Source organism: Marinococcus salis (assembly GCF_054971365.1).
The window spans coordinates 16,395-33,685 of sequence record NZ_JBQOJB010000020.1 but is presented as its reverse complement, the minus strand read 5'-3'; the positions used below and the strand labels follow the sequence as shown (position 1 = coordinate 33,685).

Annotated in this window: 19 protein-coding genes, 1 tRNA gene and 1 riboswitch; of the genes, 13 read left to right on the top strand and 7 right to left on the bottom strand. The window is 46.6% G+C overall.

What is annotated here, in order from left to right; translation table 11 throughout:
* Positions 1-2 precede the first annotated feature (2 nt).
* From ACTTK6_RS13865 to ACTTK6_RS13820, 10 genes are all read left to right on the top strand, one after another.
* The gene (locus ACTTK6_RS13865) at positions 3-476 is read left to right on the top strand and encodes a DUF6884 domain-containing protein (protein WP_462833718.1); all 474 of its coding nucleotides are present in this window, start codon (positions 3-5) and stop codon (positions 474-476) included.
* A complete protein-coding gene (locus tag ACTTK6_RS13860; RefSeq protein ID WP_462833717.1) occupies positions 473-1,168 on the top strand; it encodes a M50 family metallopeptidase in 696 nt (231 codons plus the stop codon). Before ACTTK6_RS13865 ends, ACTTK6_RS13860 begins: the two co-directional genes overlap by 4 nt.
* Before the next feature lie 162 nt (positions 1,169-1,330).
* Positions 1,331-2,638: an ArgE/DapE family deacylase gene (locus tag ACTTK6_RS13855; RefSeq protein WP_179124093.1), complete on the top strand. Its 1,308-nt coding sequence runs from the start codon at positions 1,331-1,333 to the stop codon at positions 2,636-2,638.
* On the top strand, positions 2,638-3,192 hold the full coding sequence (locus ACTTK6_RS13850; protein ID WP_462833716.1) for a cysteine hydrolase family protein: 555 nt from the start codon (positions 2,638-2,640) through the stop codon (positions 3,190-3,192). The genes ACTTK6_RS13855 and ACTTK6_RS13850 overlap by 1 nt, the downstream gene beginning before the upstream one ends.
* A gap of 14 nt (positions 3,193-3,206) precedes the next feature.
* Positions 3,207-4,457, top strand: coding sequence for a Glu/Leu/Phe/Val family dehydrogenase (locus ACTTK6_RS13845; protein WP_462833715.1), 1,251 nt, complete (start codon positions 3,207-3,209; stop codon positions 4,455-4,457).
* 117 nt (positions 4,458-4,574) lie between these two features.
* Complete coding sequence (locus ACTTK6_RS13840; RefSeq protein WP_079475984.1) at positions 4,575-5,042, top strand: hypothetical protein; 468 nt, start codon at positions 4,575-4,577, stop codon at positions 5,040-5,042.
* A gap of 152 nt (positions 5,043-5,194) precedes the next feature.
* A tRNA-Arg gene (locus ACTTK6_RS13835) sits at positions 5,195-5,269 on the top strand.
* Between the two features lie 227 nt (positions 5,270-5,496).
* A complete protein-coding gene (locus ACTTK6_RS13830) occupies positions 5,497-5,664 on the top strand; it encodes a hypothetical protein (protein WP_158219043.1) in 168 nt (55 codons plus the stop codon).
* Between the two features lie 185 nt (positions 5,665-5,849).
* The gene (locus ACTTK6_RS13825; protein ID WP_094907811.1) at positions 5,850-6,098 is read left to right on the top strand and encodes a hypothetical protein; all 249 of its coding nucleotides are present in this window, start codon (positions 5,850-5,852) and stop codon (positions 6,096-6,098) included.
* 253 nt (positions 6,099-6,351) lie between these two features.
* Positions 6,352-7,164, top strand: coding sequence for a glycerophosphodiester phosphodiesterase (locus ACTTK6_RS13820; protein ID WP_079475987.1), 813 nt, complete (start codon positions 6,352-6,354; stop codon positions 7,162-7,164).
* A 141-nt stretch (positions 7,165-7,305) separates the two neighbouring features.
* On the opposite strand, the gene ACTTK6_RS13815 is transcribed toward ACTTK6_RS13820, so the two are convergent.
* The 5 genes from ACTTK6_RS13815 to ACTTK6_RS13795 all read right to left on the bottom strand — a co-directional run bounded on the left by ACTTK6_RS13815 (position 7,306) and on the right by ACTTK6_RS13795 (position 12,856).
* Entirely contained in the window at positions 7,306-8,079 is a 774-nt protein-coding gene (locus tag ACTTK6_RS13815) for a Cof-type HAD-IIB family hydrolase (RefSeq protein WP_094907812.1), read from the bottom strand.
* Positions 8,080-8,161: 82 nt separating this feature from the next.
* On the bottom strand, positions 8,162-8,992 hold the full coding sequence (locus tag ACTTK6_RS13810; protein ID WP_462833714.1) for a YihY/virulence factor BrkB family protein: 831 nt from the start codon (positions 8,990-8,992) through the stop codon (positions 8,162-8,164).
* A 136-nt stretch (positions 8,993-9,128) separates the two neighbouring features.
* The gene (locus tag ACTTK6_RS13805) at positions 9,129-10,394 is read right to left on the bottom strand and encodes a right-handed parallel beta-helix repeat-containing protein (RefSeq protein ID WP_079475990.1); all 1,266 of its coding nucleotides are present in this window, start codon (positions 10,392-10,394) and stop codon (positions 9,129-9,131) included.
* 134 nt (positions 10,395-10,528) lie between these two features.
* Entirely contained in the window at positions 10,529-11,503 is a 975-nt protein-coding gene (locus ACTTK6_RS13800; protein ID WP_462833713.1) for a DUF4003 family protein, read from the bottom strand.
* A gap of 57 nt (positions 11,504-11,560) precedes the next feature.
* Complete coding sequence (locus ACTTK6_RS13795) at positions 11,561-12,856, bottom strand: protoglobin domain-containing protein (RefSeq protein ID WP_462833712.1); 1,296 nt, start codon at positions 12,854-12,856, stop codon at positions 11,561-11,563.
* Positions 12,857-12,972: 116 nt separating this feature from the next.
* Here ACTTK6_RS13795 and ACTTK6_RS13790 point away from each other — a divergent pair, with 116 nt between their 5' ends.
* Positions 12,973-13,188 carry a DUF5683 domain-containing protein gene (locus tag ACTTK6_RS13790; RefSeq protein ID WP_079475993.1) on the top strand — a complete coding sequence of 72 codons (216 nt, stop codon included), beginning with the start codon at positions 12,973-12,975 and terminating at the stop codon, positions 13,186-13,188.
* A 60-nt stretch (positions 13,189-13,248) separates the two neighbouring features.
* Here ACTTK6_RS13790 and ACTTK6_RS13785 read toward each other — a convergent pair whose 3' ends face one another.
* Positions 13,249-13,734 carry a macro domain-containing protein gene (locus ACTTK6_RS13785; protein ID WP_079475994.1) on the bottom strand — a complete coding sequence of 162 codons (486 nt, stop codon included), beginning with the start codon at positions 13,732-13,734 and terminating at the stop codon, positions 13,249-13,251.
* 85 nt (positions 13,735-13,819) lie between these two features.
* Positions 13,820-15,172 (bottom strand): 5'-deoxyadenosine deaminase, encoded by a 1,353-nt coding sequence (locus ACTTK6_RS13780; protein WP_462833711.1) that lies wholly within the window; start codon positions 15,170-15,172, stop codon positions 13,820-13,822.
* Positions 15,173-15,210: 38 nt separating this feature from the next.
* A riboswitch (purine riboswitch) is annotated at positions 15,211-15,308 on the bottom strand.
* A 177-nt stretch (positions 15,309-15,485) separates the two neighbouring features.
* Here ACTTK6_RS13780 and ACTTK6_RS13775 point away from each other — a divergent pair.
* Complete coding sequence (locus ACTTK6_RS13775; RefSeq protein WP_462833710.1) at positions 15,486-16,373, top strand: SDR family oxidoreductase; 888 nt, start codon at positions 15,486-15,488, stop codon at positions 16,371-16,373.
* A gap of 76 nt (positions 16,374-16,449) precedes the next feature.
* Positions 16,450-17,280, top strand: coding sequence for an STAS domain-containing protein (locus tag ACTTK6_RS13770; RefSeq protein ID WP_462833709.1), 831 nt, complete (start codon positions 16,450-16,452; stop codon positions 17,278-17,280).
* Positions 17,281-17,291: the final 11 nt, after the last annotated feature.

The following is a 17,291-nucleotide window of genomic DNA, read 5'->3' as shown; positions in this document are numbered from 1 at the left end:
AATTGAAACAGCTCGCAATTATTCCCTGCGGGGCGAAAAAGGCCTGGGATGCAGATCCGGGCCTTGGCCCCCTTCCTGTAAAACATGTGTACCAGAGTACCTTTCATCAGCTGTGCCGGGCTTACGCCGAAGCGTTCACTGACCAATGGACTGTGCTCTCTGGAAAACATGGCTTTATGTATCCGCAGGAGCGTATTGATGCAAATTACGACGTCACGTTTGGGAAAAAACAGCGGGAAGAAGTTTCCACGGAGTTTTGTCTGCAACAGTGGCAGGCAAAGCAGATGGGTGAGTATGACCAGTATGTAGTGCTTCTGGGACGGAAATTCAATCCGCTCATCGCCAGGATACTGCCAATGGAACGGACTGTTTTTCCGCTGCGGGACTACCGGGGGATGGGATACATGCAACAGGCGTTAAAGCAGGCGGTGGGAAATAATCGTCCGCTGCCCGGCCACGCGCAGGAACAATTATGATTGAGACGGCCGTGTTTTTCCTGACAACAGCAGTCGTGCTAACAGCCCTTACCTATACACCGGTCGTGGGTACCTATCTTTCCCTGTTTCAGACACTGGTACATGAAAATGGCCATGCTTTTATGGCGCTTGCCACCGGCGGAAAAGTGCGCTCCATTTCTTTATTTTATACGCGGGAGGGTCTCGCTGAAACCGGGCATAAAGGCAAACTGGGCCAGGCGCTTACAACATTCGCGGGCTATCCGTTCGCAAGCGGCATGGCTCTTCTATACAGCTGGATATTTACGTCCGGGTGGTACAGTGGGCTCATGCTTGGTCTCGTAGGTCTGTTCATTTGGAATACACTTTTCTGGGTCCGCAATCCTGCCGGGATTATCTGGGGGCTGGCAGCTTCTGCAGGAGGACTGTATGTGCTGATTGAAAATATGGAAATGCTTAAGATATGGATAATGTTTATTCTCGGGGTGCTTCTGCTCACCCAGTCGGTGCGTTCAGCCTGGATTATCCTGCAACGTAGTCTGCGGATGCCTGGCGACGCCGGAGACGCTACCGGTATGCATCGTGTGAGCCGTGTTCCCTCCCAGGTGTGGGGAATGCTATTTTTCGCTATGGCACTTGCAGCCGCATGGTTTTCAGCCGGATTTTGGCTGCAGTGGGACAGCTCTGTATTAATTCAAAGAGGAAACGCCTAGGCGCTTCCTCTTTTTTATATAGAGAAAAGGCCTGCTTCGGCAGCCTGGGAGGGAGGCTTCTGAAAAAACGCCTACATTAAAACTAGAAGCATACTTTCATGTAAAAATGGGAAGAGTTGAAAAGAGAAATAAAGTGATTTGTTAAGAAATGAGGGAGAGCGTGTGACTGAAACAGTCGATTCGAGTCAAAAAATACTCTCGACAGTGGATAAACTGTGGGGAGAGGAAGTGGAGTTTTTACAGACGATCGCCCGGTTCCCAAGTACGATCGAACATGAGGGCTCGCTTCAACTATACTTAAAGGATTTTTTTCAAAACGAGCTGCAGATGGATGTGGAAACAGTGGAGGTCGATGAAAAAGAGATTAGCTCTCTCCCCGGCTATGCCCCGAGTGAGTGGTCCTACGCGGGCAGGCCGGTTGTCGTGGCGAAAGCACCGCGCAGCATTCAGGAGTCTAAAGGAAACAGTCTGCTGTTTCAGGGACACGTGGATGTAGTGAGTCCCGAGCCCAAACATAAATGGAGCGTGGATCCGTGGAGTGCTCTGCAGATCGGGAACCGTCTGTATGGGCGCGGGGTCCTTGATATGAAAAGCGGCGTAGCGGCGATGATTTACGCCTACAAAGCCATTCAGGAGGCAGGCTACGAACCGGCTGCTGATTTTTCCATCAAAACCGTTATCGAAGAAGAAGCTACGGGCAACGGGACGCTCGCAGCAGCGAATGCGGGGTATCTGGCAGATGCGGTGCTTATTCCGGAACCGTTCGGCCAGTGCCCCTCCACTGCGCAGCTCGGAAGCATCTGGCTTCGTATTCATATTGATACGAGCAGCAACCTTCAATCGGATCGAACCGGCGTCGGGGCAAACGCCATTGAAAAAGCCCAGACTATCATTGAGGCTTTGCAGAGCTACCGGGAATACGTCAATCGGGATGAACAGAAGCCACCGGAGTTTGCCCATATGAAAGAACCGATTGACGTAGAGGCAGGCACGATGCACAGTGGAGATTTTGCCTCAAATATTCCGGTAGAAGCCACCCTTGAAGTACGATCGGCCGTTTACCCGGGGAAAGATCCGGCCGAAGGTAAACAGGATTTAATCGATTGGATTCTCGATAAAACGAAAGATGATGAGTGGCTCCGCGAGCACCCTCCGTCCTTTGAATCCTTCGGCTTTCATGCAGAGGGAATGATAATGCCCGAGGAAGACCCGCTGTTTGCCAGGCTCGATGAAGCCCATGAATTTGTAACTGGCACACATTGCGGCCGGCAGGCAATACCAGTTACGACAGATGCCCGGTATTACGGTCTTTATTACGATACTCCTGTTACGTGCTACGGGCCGTCGGGTGCAAAAATGCATGAACCCGATGAATGGGTGGATCTTGAAAGTGTGAAAAACGTAACAAAAGTGTACGCCGACTTTTTAATCCGGTGGTGCGGCATTCATAAAAAGAAAGGAGACACTTGATGAGCTATTCGCGTGCCTTGATTGTGATTGACTATACAATGGACTTCGTAGCGGAAGAAGGAGCCCTGACCTGCGGAGAGCCGGGACAAAAAATCGAAAACGCCATTCATCAATTAATCGAAACCTCTCAGGCAGCCGGTGATTTTATCGTATTCGCTCTCGATCGTCATGAAGAGGGGGATGCCTATCATCCGGAAACGGAATTATTTCCTTCCCATAATATAGCAGGCACAAAAGGAAGAGACCTGTATCGAAGCATTCAAAGCCTGTACGAAACTATACAACACCAGCCGAATGTTTGGCAGATGGATAAAACAAGGTATAGTGCCTTTGCAGGAACGAGCCTGGAAATGAAATTAAGAGAACGGGGCATCACCGAGCTCCATCTTGTCGGAGTCTGTACCGATATATGCATCCTCCATACTGCGGTGGATGCTTATAATAAAGGGTTTAATATCATTATTCACCAGGACGCCGTAGCCAGTTTTGATGAAGCAGGGCACGCATTTGCATTAAAGCATGCAGAAAATATTTTAGGGGCAGCAGTCCTATAGAAAGGAAGAGCATCATGGCTGAACAAAACCAGGGACCGCTTGGCGTTGTACATCAACAGATCGCTGAAGCATCCCAGCTTATTCAACTGCCAAACACTATAGAAACGATACTGAAGCATCCGAAAAGAAAGGTAGAAGTTCAGTTTCCAGTGGAAATGGATGACGGCCATACCCAGATGTTTACAGGCTACCGCACACAGCACAATGACGTTCTCGGGCCGGTGAAAGGCGGCCTCCGTTTTTATCCCCAAACAGATGAAGAGGAAACAGAAGCGCTTGCTGCCTGGATGACATTTAAGTGTGCACTGGTGCAGATTCCGCATGGGGGAGCGAAGGGCGGAGTCGTATGTGACCCGTCTCTTCTGAGTGACCGGGAAATTCGCCAGGTAAGCCGGGGGTACACCGAGGCGCTGTTTGACCTGCTTGGCCCGAATAAAGATGTGCCGGCTCCGGATGTGTATACAGATCCTAAGATCATGAGCGTAATGATGGACACGTATTCCCGTATGGCCGGAGGACATGAGCCCGGCGTTATCACTGGGAAGCCGCCTCTCGTCGGTGGTTCAAAAGCAAGAGAATCAGCGACTGCCCGCGGCGCTGTGTATATTATTGAAAAAATGCTTGAAAAAGAAAACAAGCGTGCTGAAGATGTACGCGTAGCCGTGCAGGGATTTGGCAACGCCGGTCAGATTGCTGCGAGACTTTTGTATGATATGGGCTGTAAAATTGTTAGCGTCAGCGATTCCAAAGCAGCTCTTTACGAGGAAAATGGGCTTGATATTCCAAGAGCCCAACAGGCAAAAGCAGGGAATGGGCTGCAGGAATACGGAGAAAACTATATGCTTGAAAACAATATGGACATTCTTTACACAGAGGCTGACATTCTGATCCCAGCTGCCATGGAAGGCGTTATTACAGAAAAGAACGCAGAGCGGGTAAAAGCGCCGAAAATTATGGAACTTGCAAACGGACCGACAACGCCGGAAGCAGATCATATTTTAAAGGACCAGGGGCAGCAGGTGTATCCGGATATTTTAGTGAACGCCGGAGGAGTCATCGTATCGTATCTGGAGTCGGTCCAGAACCACATGAACTACTATTGGTCTGAAGATGTAATTAATGAACGAATGAAAGCCTTTATTCTTGAGGCGTATGAACAGACGGAAAAATCCGCCTACGAGCACAAGACAACGAATAGAAACGGCGCCATGACCTTTGCTATAGGCCGCCTGCAGGAAGCAATGGGTTATCGTGGCTGGATTTAAAAAATTAACGAATTATACGTGAAGCTATAGCCATAGTGCATAGAACGAGATAAAATGCTAAGTGTGAGTTTTTCCGGAAACGGGAAGGAAAATGCTAAGAGTTCTAGGAGGGATTAGATGGATTGGTCAAAAGAATTTGATTTTCATAAAAATGACACAGAAGACACTACGGCAGAAAAAATGAAACGTATCAGCAAGTGTATTGATAAGCTCTGGGGCGATTTCGACGAGGTTTTAATGGAAATTGTGGACCAGGGTGAATTGGAAAAAGAAGACTACAGAAAACGGTTCAGAGATGAAACTTTCACCATTGAACTTCTGGAATCAGAATTAAAAGGTTCCGTCAGCGGTCACTTCGACCGTAATATTGACGTTATGGTTGATTTAACACTGGATGAGCCGAAAAAGAAAGCACTCAGTCAGGTATTTCTACCAAACGATAAGCTGTACCTGATTGATACACGCAGCAACCAGTGGGTAATTGCCGAAGCCGGCAAAAAGCCAAAAGACTGCACGAAGCTGGAGAAAAAGCATATAGAGCAGGTATTTGCTCATATGCTCCGCGAATACAAAGTAACGAATTAATAGCAAAACAGGCACCCAGCTTCATAGTTGGGTGTCTGTTTTATCATATAACTTAAAAAGGAAACCTTGACAATAAGCGCTTTTACACGTATTCTTACATTTGTCTTTGCTCTTTGCGACAGAGGTTTCTGTATCCTTATGAATGTATATTTGCCCTAGTAGCTCAGGGGAAGAGCAACAGCCTCCTAAGCTGTAGGTCGCAGGTTCGAATCCTGCCTAGGGCGCCACTTGTAAAAATGTACCCCCGTGCCGGCGCACGGGGGATTTTAATATTTACTCTTCGACTGGCTGAGTGAGGGCCGGGGGATGCATATTTTATTGTGCCTTGAAATTTCCAATATAAAAGTTGCCTTTGGGAAAATGTATGTCCAAAAGTGAAAAAGGTTTGAAAAGACCGGACAGATGCACTAAAATTAAATTAAAGATTCTGACAAAAAGCGGGAAGGGAGTTAAAATGATTATTATTATTTTATCCCTGATGTTGTTTGCTGTGCTCACTTATTTATTTTACGAACTGTGGAACACAAATGCAGAGATGAAAGAAAATAGGCAGCATTGTTCACTACTGTACGGAAGCTCGCTGCTTGCGCTTGTGTTGTTAAATACATCTATGCTTTTATGAAACTTCGCCGAGGCGGAGTTTTTTTGTGAGATTTGGTAGTGCTAAACTAATAAATGAAAGAAAGTGATGGAAGTATGTATCATCCTGGAATTGTATAATATAAGGTAGTAACCAGGATAATAATCTGCAATAGGGGTTGCAGCTATAATATTATTCACTGAAGAAGCACAATTGGAGTGGGGAATATGGGGAAGTTTTATGCGATTGTTACAGTGCTTGGCCTGGGCATTGCCGGACTGTTCGGATATCATTGGTACGATACAGAGTCGAGCATACAGACGATTCACATGCACAAAGAAGGCAACAATTTATCGAGAGAAGCAAATGTGCCTGCTGCATCGCCTTTTTTTCTATTCAACGACAGGGGAGAATTACATTTTTTGAGCGTTACTGAAAGAAATATTATGTCCCAAAAGCAACAGAAAAAATATTAAAAAGCAGGCAGAAAACTTTAATAGAGCAAGGCTTGTTTTTATGGAAGAAATTGAATGTGCCTTAACGGTTGCTTTTCAAACCCTGGAATGTGAATATATAATAAAGAAAAGATTTGCCCAGGCAGTGGGAGCCAGGGCAATTGTGGAAAGCAAACTTTATGGAATAACGATTATAGCCGATAGTGGGACATCTGCCGGAACCTGCTCTTATAGAGCGGGTTTTGTACGGTTATTTGCAGGGAGGGAAGATATTTTGACTTCAATTATAGCTCATCGGGGGGCTTCAGACCGCCGCCCGGAAAATACAATGTCGGCTTTCCGCCAGGCCGTTACAGACGGGGCAGACGCAATTGAAACAGACGTGCAGCTTTCAAAAGACGGGGTTCCAGTATTAATTCATGATACGCTTTTGAAACGAACGACTGGAGCTTCCGGGAGTGTTCATGAATATACATACAAAGAACTGCAGGACTTAAGCGCTGGGGCGTGGATGAACAAACGATACCGCAAAGAAAAAATCGTCAGCCTGGAACGTCTGCTGCAGGAAACAAGCACGGAAGAGATGAAGTTTGTGCTTGAGCTGAAAAATTCCAATGTTGCACATAAAGGGCTTGAAGAAGCTGTAATTAACCTGCTGAATGACTACAAAAAGATTGAGTCAGCTACCGTGTCAAGCTTTAACCACCGCTCGATGGCCTACGCCCGGGAGTTATCGGAAGAGGTAAACATCGCAATTCTTTATGCGGTGCATCTATACCGACCGTGTGAATACGCGAAAATTGTCGGGGCTACTGAGCTTCATCCTCATTACCGTACAATTGACAAAGCTTGGATTGACGACGCTATCAACGCGGAACTGGAAGTAGTTCCGTACACTATTGATAAAAAGAGTGGATGGAAAAAAGCCATAGAGGCTGGCGTTACTGGGATCATTACGAATAAGCCTAAGGCACTGCAGCAGTATTTATATCCCGCAGAACCAGAACAGCTAGAGGGCGGCCCATTGAAATCAAACTCATCGGAACAACCCAAACAGCTGGAAGAAAAGGGAGCCTCGAAAGAGTGAAACTTCCTTTCGCAGCGCGTGTCTATAATTTCATTGACCGAATAACAATCATATTAAAAGAAGCCTGCCTTTACAAAAAAGGGGGCTTCTTTAAGTGCTCTTTTTTGATAATCCGAGCATCCGGTACTGCTAAAACGGTCACTACAGCAGCCCTACTTTTTCAAGTCCACGCGCAATCCCGTCATCACCTACATCAGCTGTAATATGGCGGGCACAACTTTTGACCTCGTCCGGGGCGTTCCCCATAGCAACACTGTTGGGTACGTACTGAAGCATTTCTACATCGTTATAATTATCCCCAAAAGCATAGCAGTTCTCAAGCTCGATGCCGGCTTCAGCGATGAGGTTTTTAATACCGTTTGCTTTGGATCCTCCTGGAGGAATAACATCGAGAGAGTAAGGATGCCAACGTACAAATCGCAGATCCTGCATCTGATCTACATAACGGTTTTCCTCATCTTCGCGGGCAAATAGAAGGGCCTGGTAAATATTATTCTGCTCTGCAAACGAAGCATCAAATTCGGGATGTTCTACGCCGAGTGTCGTTATGCTGTCATGAATGTCATGGTGGAATTCAATATTTGCTTTCATGGCAGTGCTGCCCATAAACACAATCGGGTGTTCTTTCTCAGCAGCGAAGGCCTGCAGAGACTGAAGTGTTGTAGTAGGGATCGTATTTTGATAAATAGCATTTCCCTTGTATTTTACAAACTGGCCGTTGAATGAAATAAACGTATGAATATCGAGTTCTTCCCGGAGGTCATCGAACAAATAGGGAGCTCTTCCAGTGGAAATCGCGATGTCATGGCCCTTGCTGCGAAGCTTATGAATAGCATTCCTGGTAGAACCGGGAATCTGTTTGTTTTCATCATACAGCGTTCCGTCAATGTCGAAAAAAATCATTTTTTTACTCATGTATAGGGTCTCCTTTTCTGCGCTTCTGCCCGTCCAGTATACTACAATCACTTGTATTCTACCAACGCAGCCTCAAAAGAAGCTAATAGTAATCATGAAGCAGAGGGGCAGGATGCTTTTTTTGCCGCCTCCGATAGACGAGTGCGTTAATTTCTCCGCCAATAACAAGAAGCATACCGACCAAAAACAGCCATATCATTAATACGATAACACCGCCAAGGCTGCCGTATGTGGAAGCGTAGTTGGCAAAATTGTTAACATAAAAGGAAAACCCAAGTGAAATTATCTGCCAGAGTAGCGTAGCTGTCATTGCCCCCGGCAAAACAGTCCAAAATGGCATGTTGTTATTCGGTGCAAGATGATAGAGCGTGGCAAGAATAACAGAGGTGACTGAAATAGTGACAATCCAACGGAGAAGCTGGACGAGAAAGACGGTGTCCTCTGGCACATAAATGAATGATTGTATAGCTGATAAAATCAGGCTGCCGAAAACGGGGAGGAAAAGAGCGATAATTACTGAAAGCATTAATCCAAAGGTTAAACCTACCGATATCAGCCGTACTATAAAAAAGGGTCTTGTCTCCAGCACATCATACGCCCCGTTCATTGCCCGTATAAAAGCATTCAGTCCAAGAGAAGCTGTCCATATTGTTCCAATGATTCCGATGGTAAGCAGCCCATTGCTTGAGGTGTTGATCGTATCTTCAATCGTCTCCTGGAACAATGAAGCAGTCTCTGCAGGAACGAATTGGTACAAAAGTGAAACAGCCCGGTCGGCGTCGATGTTGAAATAAGGAAGAAGCGATAGAAACAAAATAAGCAGTGGAAAAATGGATAATAGATAATAAAATGCCTGTTGAGCAGCAAGGCCGGCTGCGTTATCCTTCGTTAATTCTGAGAAAAGATTTTTCATAAAAGCAGTTATATTTTTGATGCTACCCCTCCTTTAGTTTGGCCTTATTCTTATTATACAAAACGGGAGGAAAAGAAAAACCTGTGCACAGCTGCTGCACAGGTCACAGGGATCAGTACCATCCCCGGCAGCTCTTCTAATCTGTGTCTTCAGAAGAAGGTACGGGGGCCTCCTGTTCAATATATTGCTGGAATGTAAAAAGGTCCCGGAATTTATGTCCTTCCCACTTCCATTCGGCGCTTGAAGAAGAAGGAAAGGAATTATCTTTCAGAGTAACATAGTTACTAATATCTTCAGTAGCATCAATGTAAAATCCTTTGAACGTGTTTCCTTTAAATTCATTGTTCATGACGTTTAAATGACGGATGGAGGACTGTATGCGCAGCTGCGCGGATCCCCGGCTGCCGTGCGCGTTTTTCCAGACGTTTTCCGAAAAAGAAACGCGGCTGATCGGGCGTTCGGCAGGCCCCTGAATAAGGGCGGTGCCAGCCGACGTCTGATCCCGCCATACATTGTTTTTAAAGGACAGGTCCTCTGTATCAGCAAAGGAAGTATTGCGGACAAGCGTCCCTACAGAACCACCGTGTATAGTGTTATGGGAAAAAACGATATTATGGGCGCCTTGGACGGCAATGCCCGGCTCGGAGCTCCTGCCCGAAGAATTAATAGTATTATTTTTCACATTGCCTCTGGATGGTACGCGCCCGTTTACTTCTCCCGGAACTGCCTGTAAATCGAGAGAAGTCCCGGAAGCCTTTTCAAAGTGGTTGTGGGAGATAGTAAATGAACTTACGTTGCCGACCAGTGAAAAGGCGGGGGAATACTTCCATCTTTCAACGGTGTTGCCGCTTATGACTATGTCCTCGTGAATGCTATCTGCATTCGGGCTGGAGATACGCACCGCCGAGCCTGATTTTTCTTTTGCTCCCTGAGACGAGCGAAAGCGGTTATCGAGTATTTGAAGGGAGCGTGTTTCCCCGGAGGAGACGATAACGGAAGCCTCGTTCTCCTGATAAAAGGTAAACTTTTTGATTGTTATGTATTCAGTGTCCTTTAAAGAGAAAAACGGTTCTTTGCTCTCCGTTTTCAATTGAACGTCTTCATCTTTAAACGGGCGGATAATGATGGGAAGGTGTTCTTCGCCCTGGTGATTCATTTTTACATTTTCCCGGTAGGTCCCTTTCCGTAAATAAATCGTATCTCCGGCGCTTGCCGTGTCAACTGCTTTTTGAACGGATTTATACGGAGCATCGATGGTGCCACTTTGATTATCACTGCCTGAAGGGGCGACAAATATTCCCTCAGCTGTCTTCCCGGACTCAGAAGAAAAAGGGAGCATGCCGCAGCCGCTTATAAATAGCAAGAAAAAAAGCATGATAGCAACAGAATAAAAATGTGGCAACCGGGTTCCCTCCCTGTTTTCTAATAAGACGTTAAACGCAAGTGTATAAGCAAAAACTAGCGTAGCATAATTGTAATAATTGTAACAGTTATAAAATGGAAGAAGGCGCACGGCATTGTGCGCCTTCAGTTTGATTACAGCGTTATTGCAGCCGAAGCAGAAGTTGAAGAATTCAATGCCTGCAGTGCCACCGCCCGCTGTGCTTCGAGCACTGCCACGAGCAGACTGCCACCGTTCGTATAAGCATGGTGGGCAACGGCAAGCTGCAGGGAAATATGAACTGTGAAATGATGAAACCTCCGAAATTCTCCCTGTCCAGCCAAACGGGCGTGTATGCTCCGGGCGTCGTCTATAATAGCCGGAAAAGAAGTTGTAAACCCAAGCACGCCCAGCAGTGAATAATAAAACGGACGTACGTGCCATTGATCAGACTTCCAATATTCAAGCAGTTCATCGAAACGTTCAAAGTAAGCAGTCCCGCCCAAGCTCTCAAGATTCAAAGCAGCTAAGAAAGAAAGATACTGAAGCTGAGGCCCCTTTTTAAAATCTCGCTCCAAAAGCTGGTGATGGACGTTATTCATATGCTCGATCATCTGTTCTTTATTCCCGGGAAACTGATGAATGCAAAGTGCGTGCAGAGGGTAATAATCCGCACTTGTCAACTCCGGAAAGGATTCCTGCAGAAACTGGTACCAGGCAGTGAATGCCGGTACAGCTGCAAAGTCGTCTTTGTAGAATGCATAGTAGGATAAAGCTGCTGCATACGTAGATGTGCCGCGTCCCCACGGCCCCTGCACCAGCTGGCTGTATAATTGTTTAAAGCCGGGCCAGCTGTTTTCAGGATCTTCGGACAAACAGTCAAGCATGCCGGCGATTGGAAAGCGCTGATGGGACCGAAGCGGTGAAAACCAGCTGTTTTTCTTTTTAATCGTCTGCTGAAGCCGGTCGAACCTGTGACTGTCAAATGGCTTTTGATACAGGGAGTACATTGAGGCCATCAGCATGAACATCCGGGCATCAGAATGATACCAGGGGTACTTTTTCTTTAATGCTTCGTAGGTGTGTAAATAATCATTTGTCATAGCTGTAAGCTGTTCCTTAGTTTCCATCTGCGGACCTCCTTTTCTCTGGCTGTATTACAATTATAGCATGAGAAAAGCGGAGTATTACTGCTGTGTTAAACCGTGCAGGGAAGAGACAGAGCTGCCAACCTGGGAGATGGCCTGTTCCACCTCGTGCAGCTCCCGGATGAGCGAATGAACCTCTGTTTCTGCCTCGTTGCTCTGCTGGCGGCTTTTTGCCATTTCCTGCACGATGCCGTCAAACATGCTGTTAATCTCGTGAACCCGCTTTGTGCCGTCGCCGATCTGATTGTCCGCATTTTCAATATGGTTACTTACAAGCTGAATCTGGTCGTTGGTCTTCCGGACAAGATCGGACACTGTATCTACTGATTTTTTTGTTTCACCAGCAAGCTTACGGACCTCAGTGGCAACAACCGCGAAACCACGCCCATGTTCTCCAGCCCTGGCAGATTCAATGGAGGCATTCAGGGCCAACAAATTTGTTTGCTCGGCGATTCCTGTAACGATGTTTGTGATATCATCAATTTTAGCTGCTATTGCTTTAAGTTCATTCGTTTCGGTACGCATAAAATCCATGAGCTCCTGCAGGCTTTTCATATGTTTTCCATGCTTTTCAAGCTCTTGCTTGCCTTCTTCAGAATGGGCGGCAGCGTCTGAACTGCTCTGAAAACTTTCTTTTGAAATCGTTACTACCCGGTTGGAGGTAGAGGTAAGCGTGGCTACAGAAGTACTCGTCTGGTCGAACACTTCCCGGAGCGAGCGGGTAGTGGCAGAGATCTGGCTGTACAGATGATCCTTTACCGCCTGCTGCTCTTTGTGAAGCGTAAGGTGGGCTTCCTCATAGGCTTCAAGCACAAGCTGCTGCTCTAAGTTAATGATTTTTGTAACTGCGAGAACCGCCGGAAGAACATCAGCGCGATTAGCGAGGTGCTGATCGACGAAATATAAAATGGATTGTTCCATGTCTTGAAAGGAGGACATGTACCATTTAGGAAGCAGGCCGATATGAAGATGAACCTGGGCAATCTTCAGCCGTTTTTGAATGAAACTATCATTCATGGTGCCTTGAAACATTTCCTGCACGTGGACAGCAAGGGTCCGGCTCAGCCGCGCGACCGAACTGTGCTCTTCAATGATAGCACGGAGTTGAGGCTCATCCTTAAGGTTACGATAAAAGGCCTCAACAATAGCATCAATGTTTTCAGCAATTACCGGCTGAAGCTCGGACAGTATATAGAGATCGTGGTTGGTTAAATGTATCAGTTGGAGCTGCCGGTGCAGGTCGCTGCCGGAGGCGATCCTGATCCGGCTGCCGGAATGGGTGTCTCCCGGAAATTGTGAAACTGGTGCAGATGATGATTTAGCTGAAAACAGCATAATAAACAGCCTCCCGATGCAATGTGAGTATATGTAATACAATATTTCTTATATCGGCTGCGGCTAGGTGGATGTTCATGGAGAACTAAAATTTTTTTAGGGAGGAGGAATAAAACATGAAAAACAAAAAAATGTGGATAGCAGGGCTGTTGTCACTTCTTATACCGGGAGCAGGACAGGTGTATGTAAAAAAATATCTTTGGGCTATAATATTTTTCGTGCTATATGTGGGCCTGCTCATTACGGTGTATGTGCCGTCCATTTTTGTTGCCGCTATCGCTGTGGTGCATGCGGTGCAGATAGCAGGGAAGCAGGAGGCCCCCGGAAAGTAAAGGGAAGGGATGCACAATGTAAAGAAGTCCCGGGTTTTTATCCCGGGGCTTCTTTTTATCCTATTCAGCTTCAAGTGCCTGAATGAATGTCTCATCAATATCAACAGCAATAAATTGGACTTCTCTTACATTATGAAGCAGCTCCCGGTAATAAATCGCTACAGTGTCGGGGTCAAGGCCGCCGGTCGCAGTACCGAGTGCCGGCAGGGCAACCCGGTAGATGTGATTCTCCTGGCAGTAACGTATCAACGCCTGCAGACAGGAATATACTACGTCATAATTCGACTTTTCCTCAGGTGCTTCCATGGTTACTAAGTGGATAATCTCTTCGTATGGAAGGCTGGCAGCTGTGGTAGTGTACAATTCACCACGCTTCGGCTTGTTTTTTTCGCAGTAGGCTACTGCTTCCTGTTCAATAGATTCTCCACCGGCCCCTTTGATGGCAGCTGCAACTCCGCCGCCCATTGTTCCTTTGCCATTAGCAGCGTTGCAGATATAATCGACATTGGTAACGGTAGTAATATCTCCTCGTTTTGCACTAAGCATACATCCTCTTCCTCTCCTTCTGCGCTATTTCTTCGTCATCAGCATATCAAATTTTCCTTCTGGCAGGGAGGAGATTGCTCATAATTTATGCAAAAGAACTGGACATATACCGGGAAGCGCGCTGAAACAAATGCTTTGCTTCTTTATTTGCATCAGTTAACACACGGTGTTTATCCATAGTCTGCATCGCACGCTCTTCCATTACCACTCGTCCATTTACGATGGTTGTGTCAACCTGGTCTTTAGAAGCAGCATAAACGATGCGGGAATAAGGGTCCGCACCTTCACTCGGGTACGTGTGAAAATCATAAAGATCGATAATGGACAAATCTGCTTTTTTGCCAATTTCTATACTGCCAATCTCTTCTTCAAGGCCGACCGCCCTGGCGCCTTCGATGGTGGCCATGCGAAGGACCTGCCGGGCATTCATGGCTGTTGGACCGTAGGAAGGCTTGTGAATGAGCGCAGCCATCCGCATTTCCTGAAACATATCAAGTGTATTGTTGCACGGAGAGCCATCGGCCCCGAGGCTGACATTATGATGGTGGTCGAGGAGGTCAGGAATTTCCGCAAACCCCGAAGCAAGCTTCATATTGGAGCTCGGACAATGGCTTATATGAGCGCCCTTCTGTTTGATTATCTGTTTTTCATGATCATTAAGCCAAACGCAGTGGGCAAGAATAAGGCGGGGATGAACAAGGCCGAGATGATCTAAATACGCCACGTTGCGCATCCCGGTGTCAGCTTCGACAATGTCTATTTCCCCCTGACTTTCCGAAGCGTGGGTGTGGACGTATGCATCGTAATGGTTGGAAAGACGAGAAACTTCCCGCAGTAATGGTTCAGAGCAGGAAACAACGAACCGAGGGGAAAACGCATAACGTATTCTATTATTATCCCGGCCATGCCATTTTTCATACAAATCGGCGCTTTCCTGCACGGACCGGCTTGTAGTTTCAAGCAGGGGGGCAGGCAGTTCATCGCCTTTGTCCATCATTACTTTTCCCGACAACGCCCGGATGCCGGAGGCTTCTATAGCTTCAAAAGCTGCGTTAGTATGATGAACGGTTTCCATATCGACGATCGTCGTGGTACCGCTTCGAAGCAGTTCTCCGATGCCGAGCATTGCTGAAGCGTAAATAGAGTCGGGAGTATGGGCAGCCTCCATCGGCCAAATGCGTTCTTTCAGCCAATCCATTAACTCAAGGTCATCCGCCTGACTGCGAAACAGGGCCTGGCACAAATGGATATGAGTATGAATGAAGCCGGGAAGGATGGTACGCCCGTGGGCTTCGATAATTTTTTCTCCGGGATAGGGAGTTAACGAGGAACTGATTTCTTTAATATATTCATTTTCAATCCGTATGTCGCCATGTACAATATCGTTGTTTTCGTTCATCGTCATGATTTCAGCCTGCCGTATTAAAATCGTTGTCATTGTAAACACTCCTTTATATGCATAAAAAACGAAGAACGCCCGCAAAAGGCGTTCTTCGTAGTTGGAAATTACGGTTCCCAGTAGAAACGTTCAACCCAATTGTTGAATATATACGAAGGGTAATTGATAATACCTGCATCGTACCGGGGAATCTAATAAACTTCAATACATTTGGAAGAAAATATGACCAATGATTTACTCGGCTGTACTCATATGGGGGAAGAAATTTCAGAAAATATTTGCCGCCGAGAGTGAACTAAGGCAGCAATGGGTATAGGAAAAGCAACAAAACTATTCCAGAGGAGAATAAATTATGGAGAAAACAGCCATTATTACTGGAGCAAACACAGGAATGGGCTTTGAGACGGCGAAACAGCTTGCCGTAAAAGGGTTTAATATTATTATGGCCGTCCGGGATGAAAAGCGCGGAGGAGAGGCCATGAGACAGATAAAAGCCAGTACCGGTGCTTCACGGGTACGTGTGATGCGCTGTGACCTGTCTTCGCTAACGGACATACATACCTTTGTGCGCCAGCTCGAGCAGATTATTCCCTGCGTGGATGTATTAGTGAATAATGCCGGTGTAGTAGCGCTGAAAAGAGAAGTTACCGAAGACGGATTTGAGAGTATGATTGGGGTAAATCATCTAGGGCATTTTGCCTTGACACTTCAGCTTCTTCCGCTTCTGGAATGCTCTACAGACGAGGCGAGAATTGTTAATGTTTCATCAGGAGCACACAAATACGGACGCATTCATTTCCCGGATCCTCATTTGACGAGAAGGTATGGTACATGGAGAGGGTACGCCCAGTCAAAACTGGCGAATATTTTATTTACATATGCCCTTGCTGCACGTCTGGAACAGACAGACATTCGAGTTAACGCCCTGCACCCCGGTGGAGTAAGTACTATGCTTGGTGTGGATCGGTCAACAGGGTTTGGAAGCCGCATTCACCAGGTCATTCAGCCGATGCTGCGCACGGCTGCAGAAGGAGCAGAAACAGCAGTTTATCTGTCTGCTTCCCGGGAAGTGCACGGTGTACATGGAAAGTATTTCATCGATTCGTTTGAAGAAGAGACCGCTTTGCGCGCACGCGATAAAGAACTCCAGGAAAAGATGTGGGAATGGAGCATGGAACAGACAAATATTGAACGGCTGCTTGAAAAGGAATGGGTGGAAAAGCTTGAACGCGAAAAATAATAAGACTGCTTTATTTTTTTGATTATGTATTTTAAAATATATTAAATACAAGCATTAACAGAAAGGGTTATTGGCGTTGAGCAAACAATTGTACGATTTCATGTTAAGCCATGCGGAAGAGATCGTGAATACATGGATGGAAGATATTGAAGCGCAGTCGGAAGCTATTTACCCGAACGATGCTGAGCGGAGAGAAGCCTTTCGGGAACGATTAAATGGGTTCATTCAGGAAACAGCTAAAGCTGTAATAGGGGAGGAGCCATCGCTTACTGACTGGGCACAGCTTACGGCGATGGACGGGCTTGAAAACCAGGGGCCGAGATTCTACTCTGTAGAGTTTTTCAGAGTTGGCCGTGTTGACCTATGGAATCGTTTATCCCAGTACATCAAAGAGAGGGAAGATGAGCTTTCCCCACTGAAGGTGGCAGAATGGGCGGAGCAGATCCATTCGGTATTTGAAAAGGGACTGGAGCTTGTAAACCAGTACTACTATCAGATGAACGAAGCGCAGCTGGAGGCCCAGCAGCAGATGATGGTGGAGCTGAGTGTACCAATTATTAAATTGATCGGAGATATTGGCGTGCTCCCGCTAGTCGGGGAGATTGACACGCACCGGGCAAAGATGATCGAAGACGTGACTCTTTCCGAGGTAGCAAAGCTTGAGCTTGATGTACTGATTATTGATATGTCCGGCGTGCCGATTATCGATACAATGGTAGCCCAGCAGTTGTTCAATCTTCACCATGGACTGAGCTTAATCGGAACAGAAATCATTATTACCGGCATTCGGCCGGAAATCGCAGAAACGGCCGTGCGGCTGGGGATCGATTTCAGCAAAGTAAAAACTTTTGCCCATCTGCAGCAGGCACTGGAACAGAAAGTGAATATTCAAATGAAAAACTCCTAGACATAGAGCCG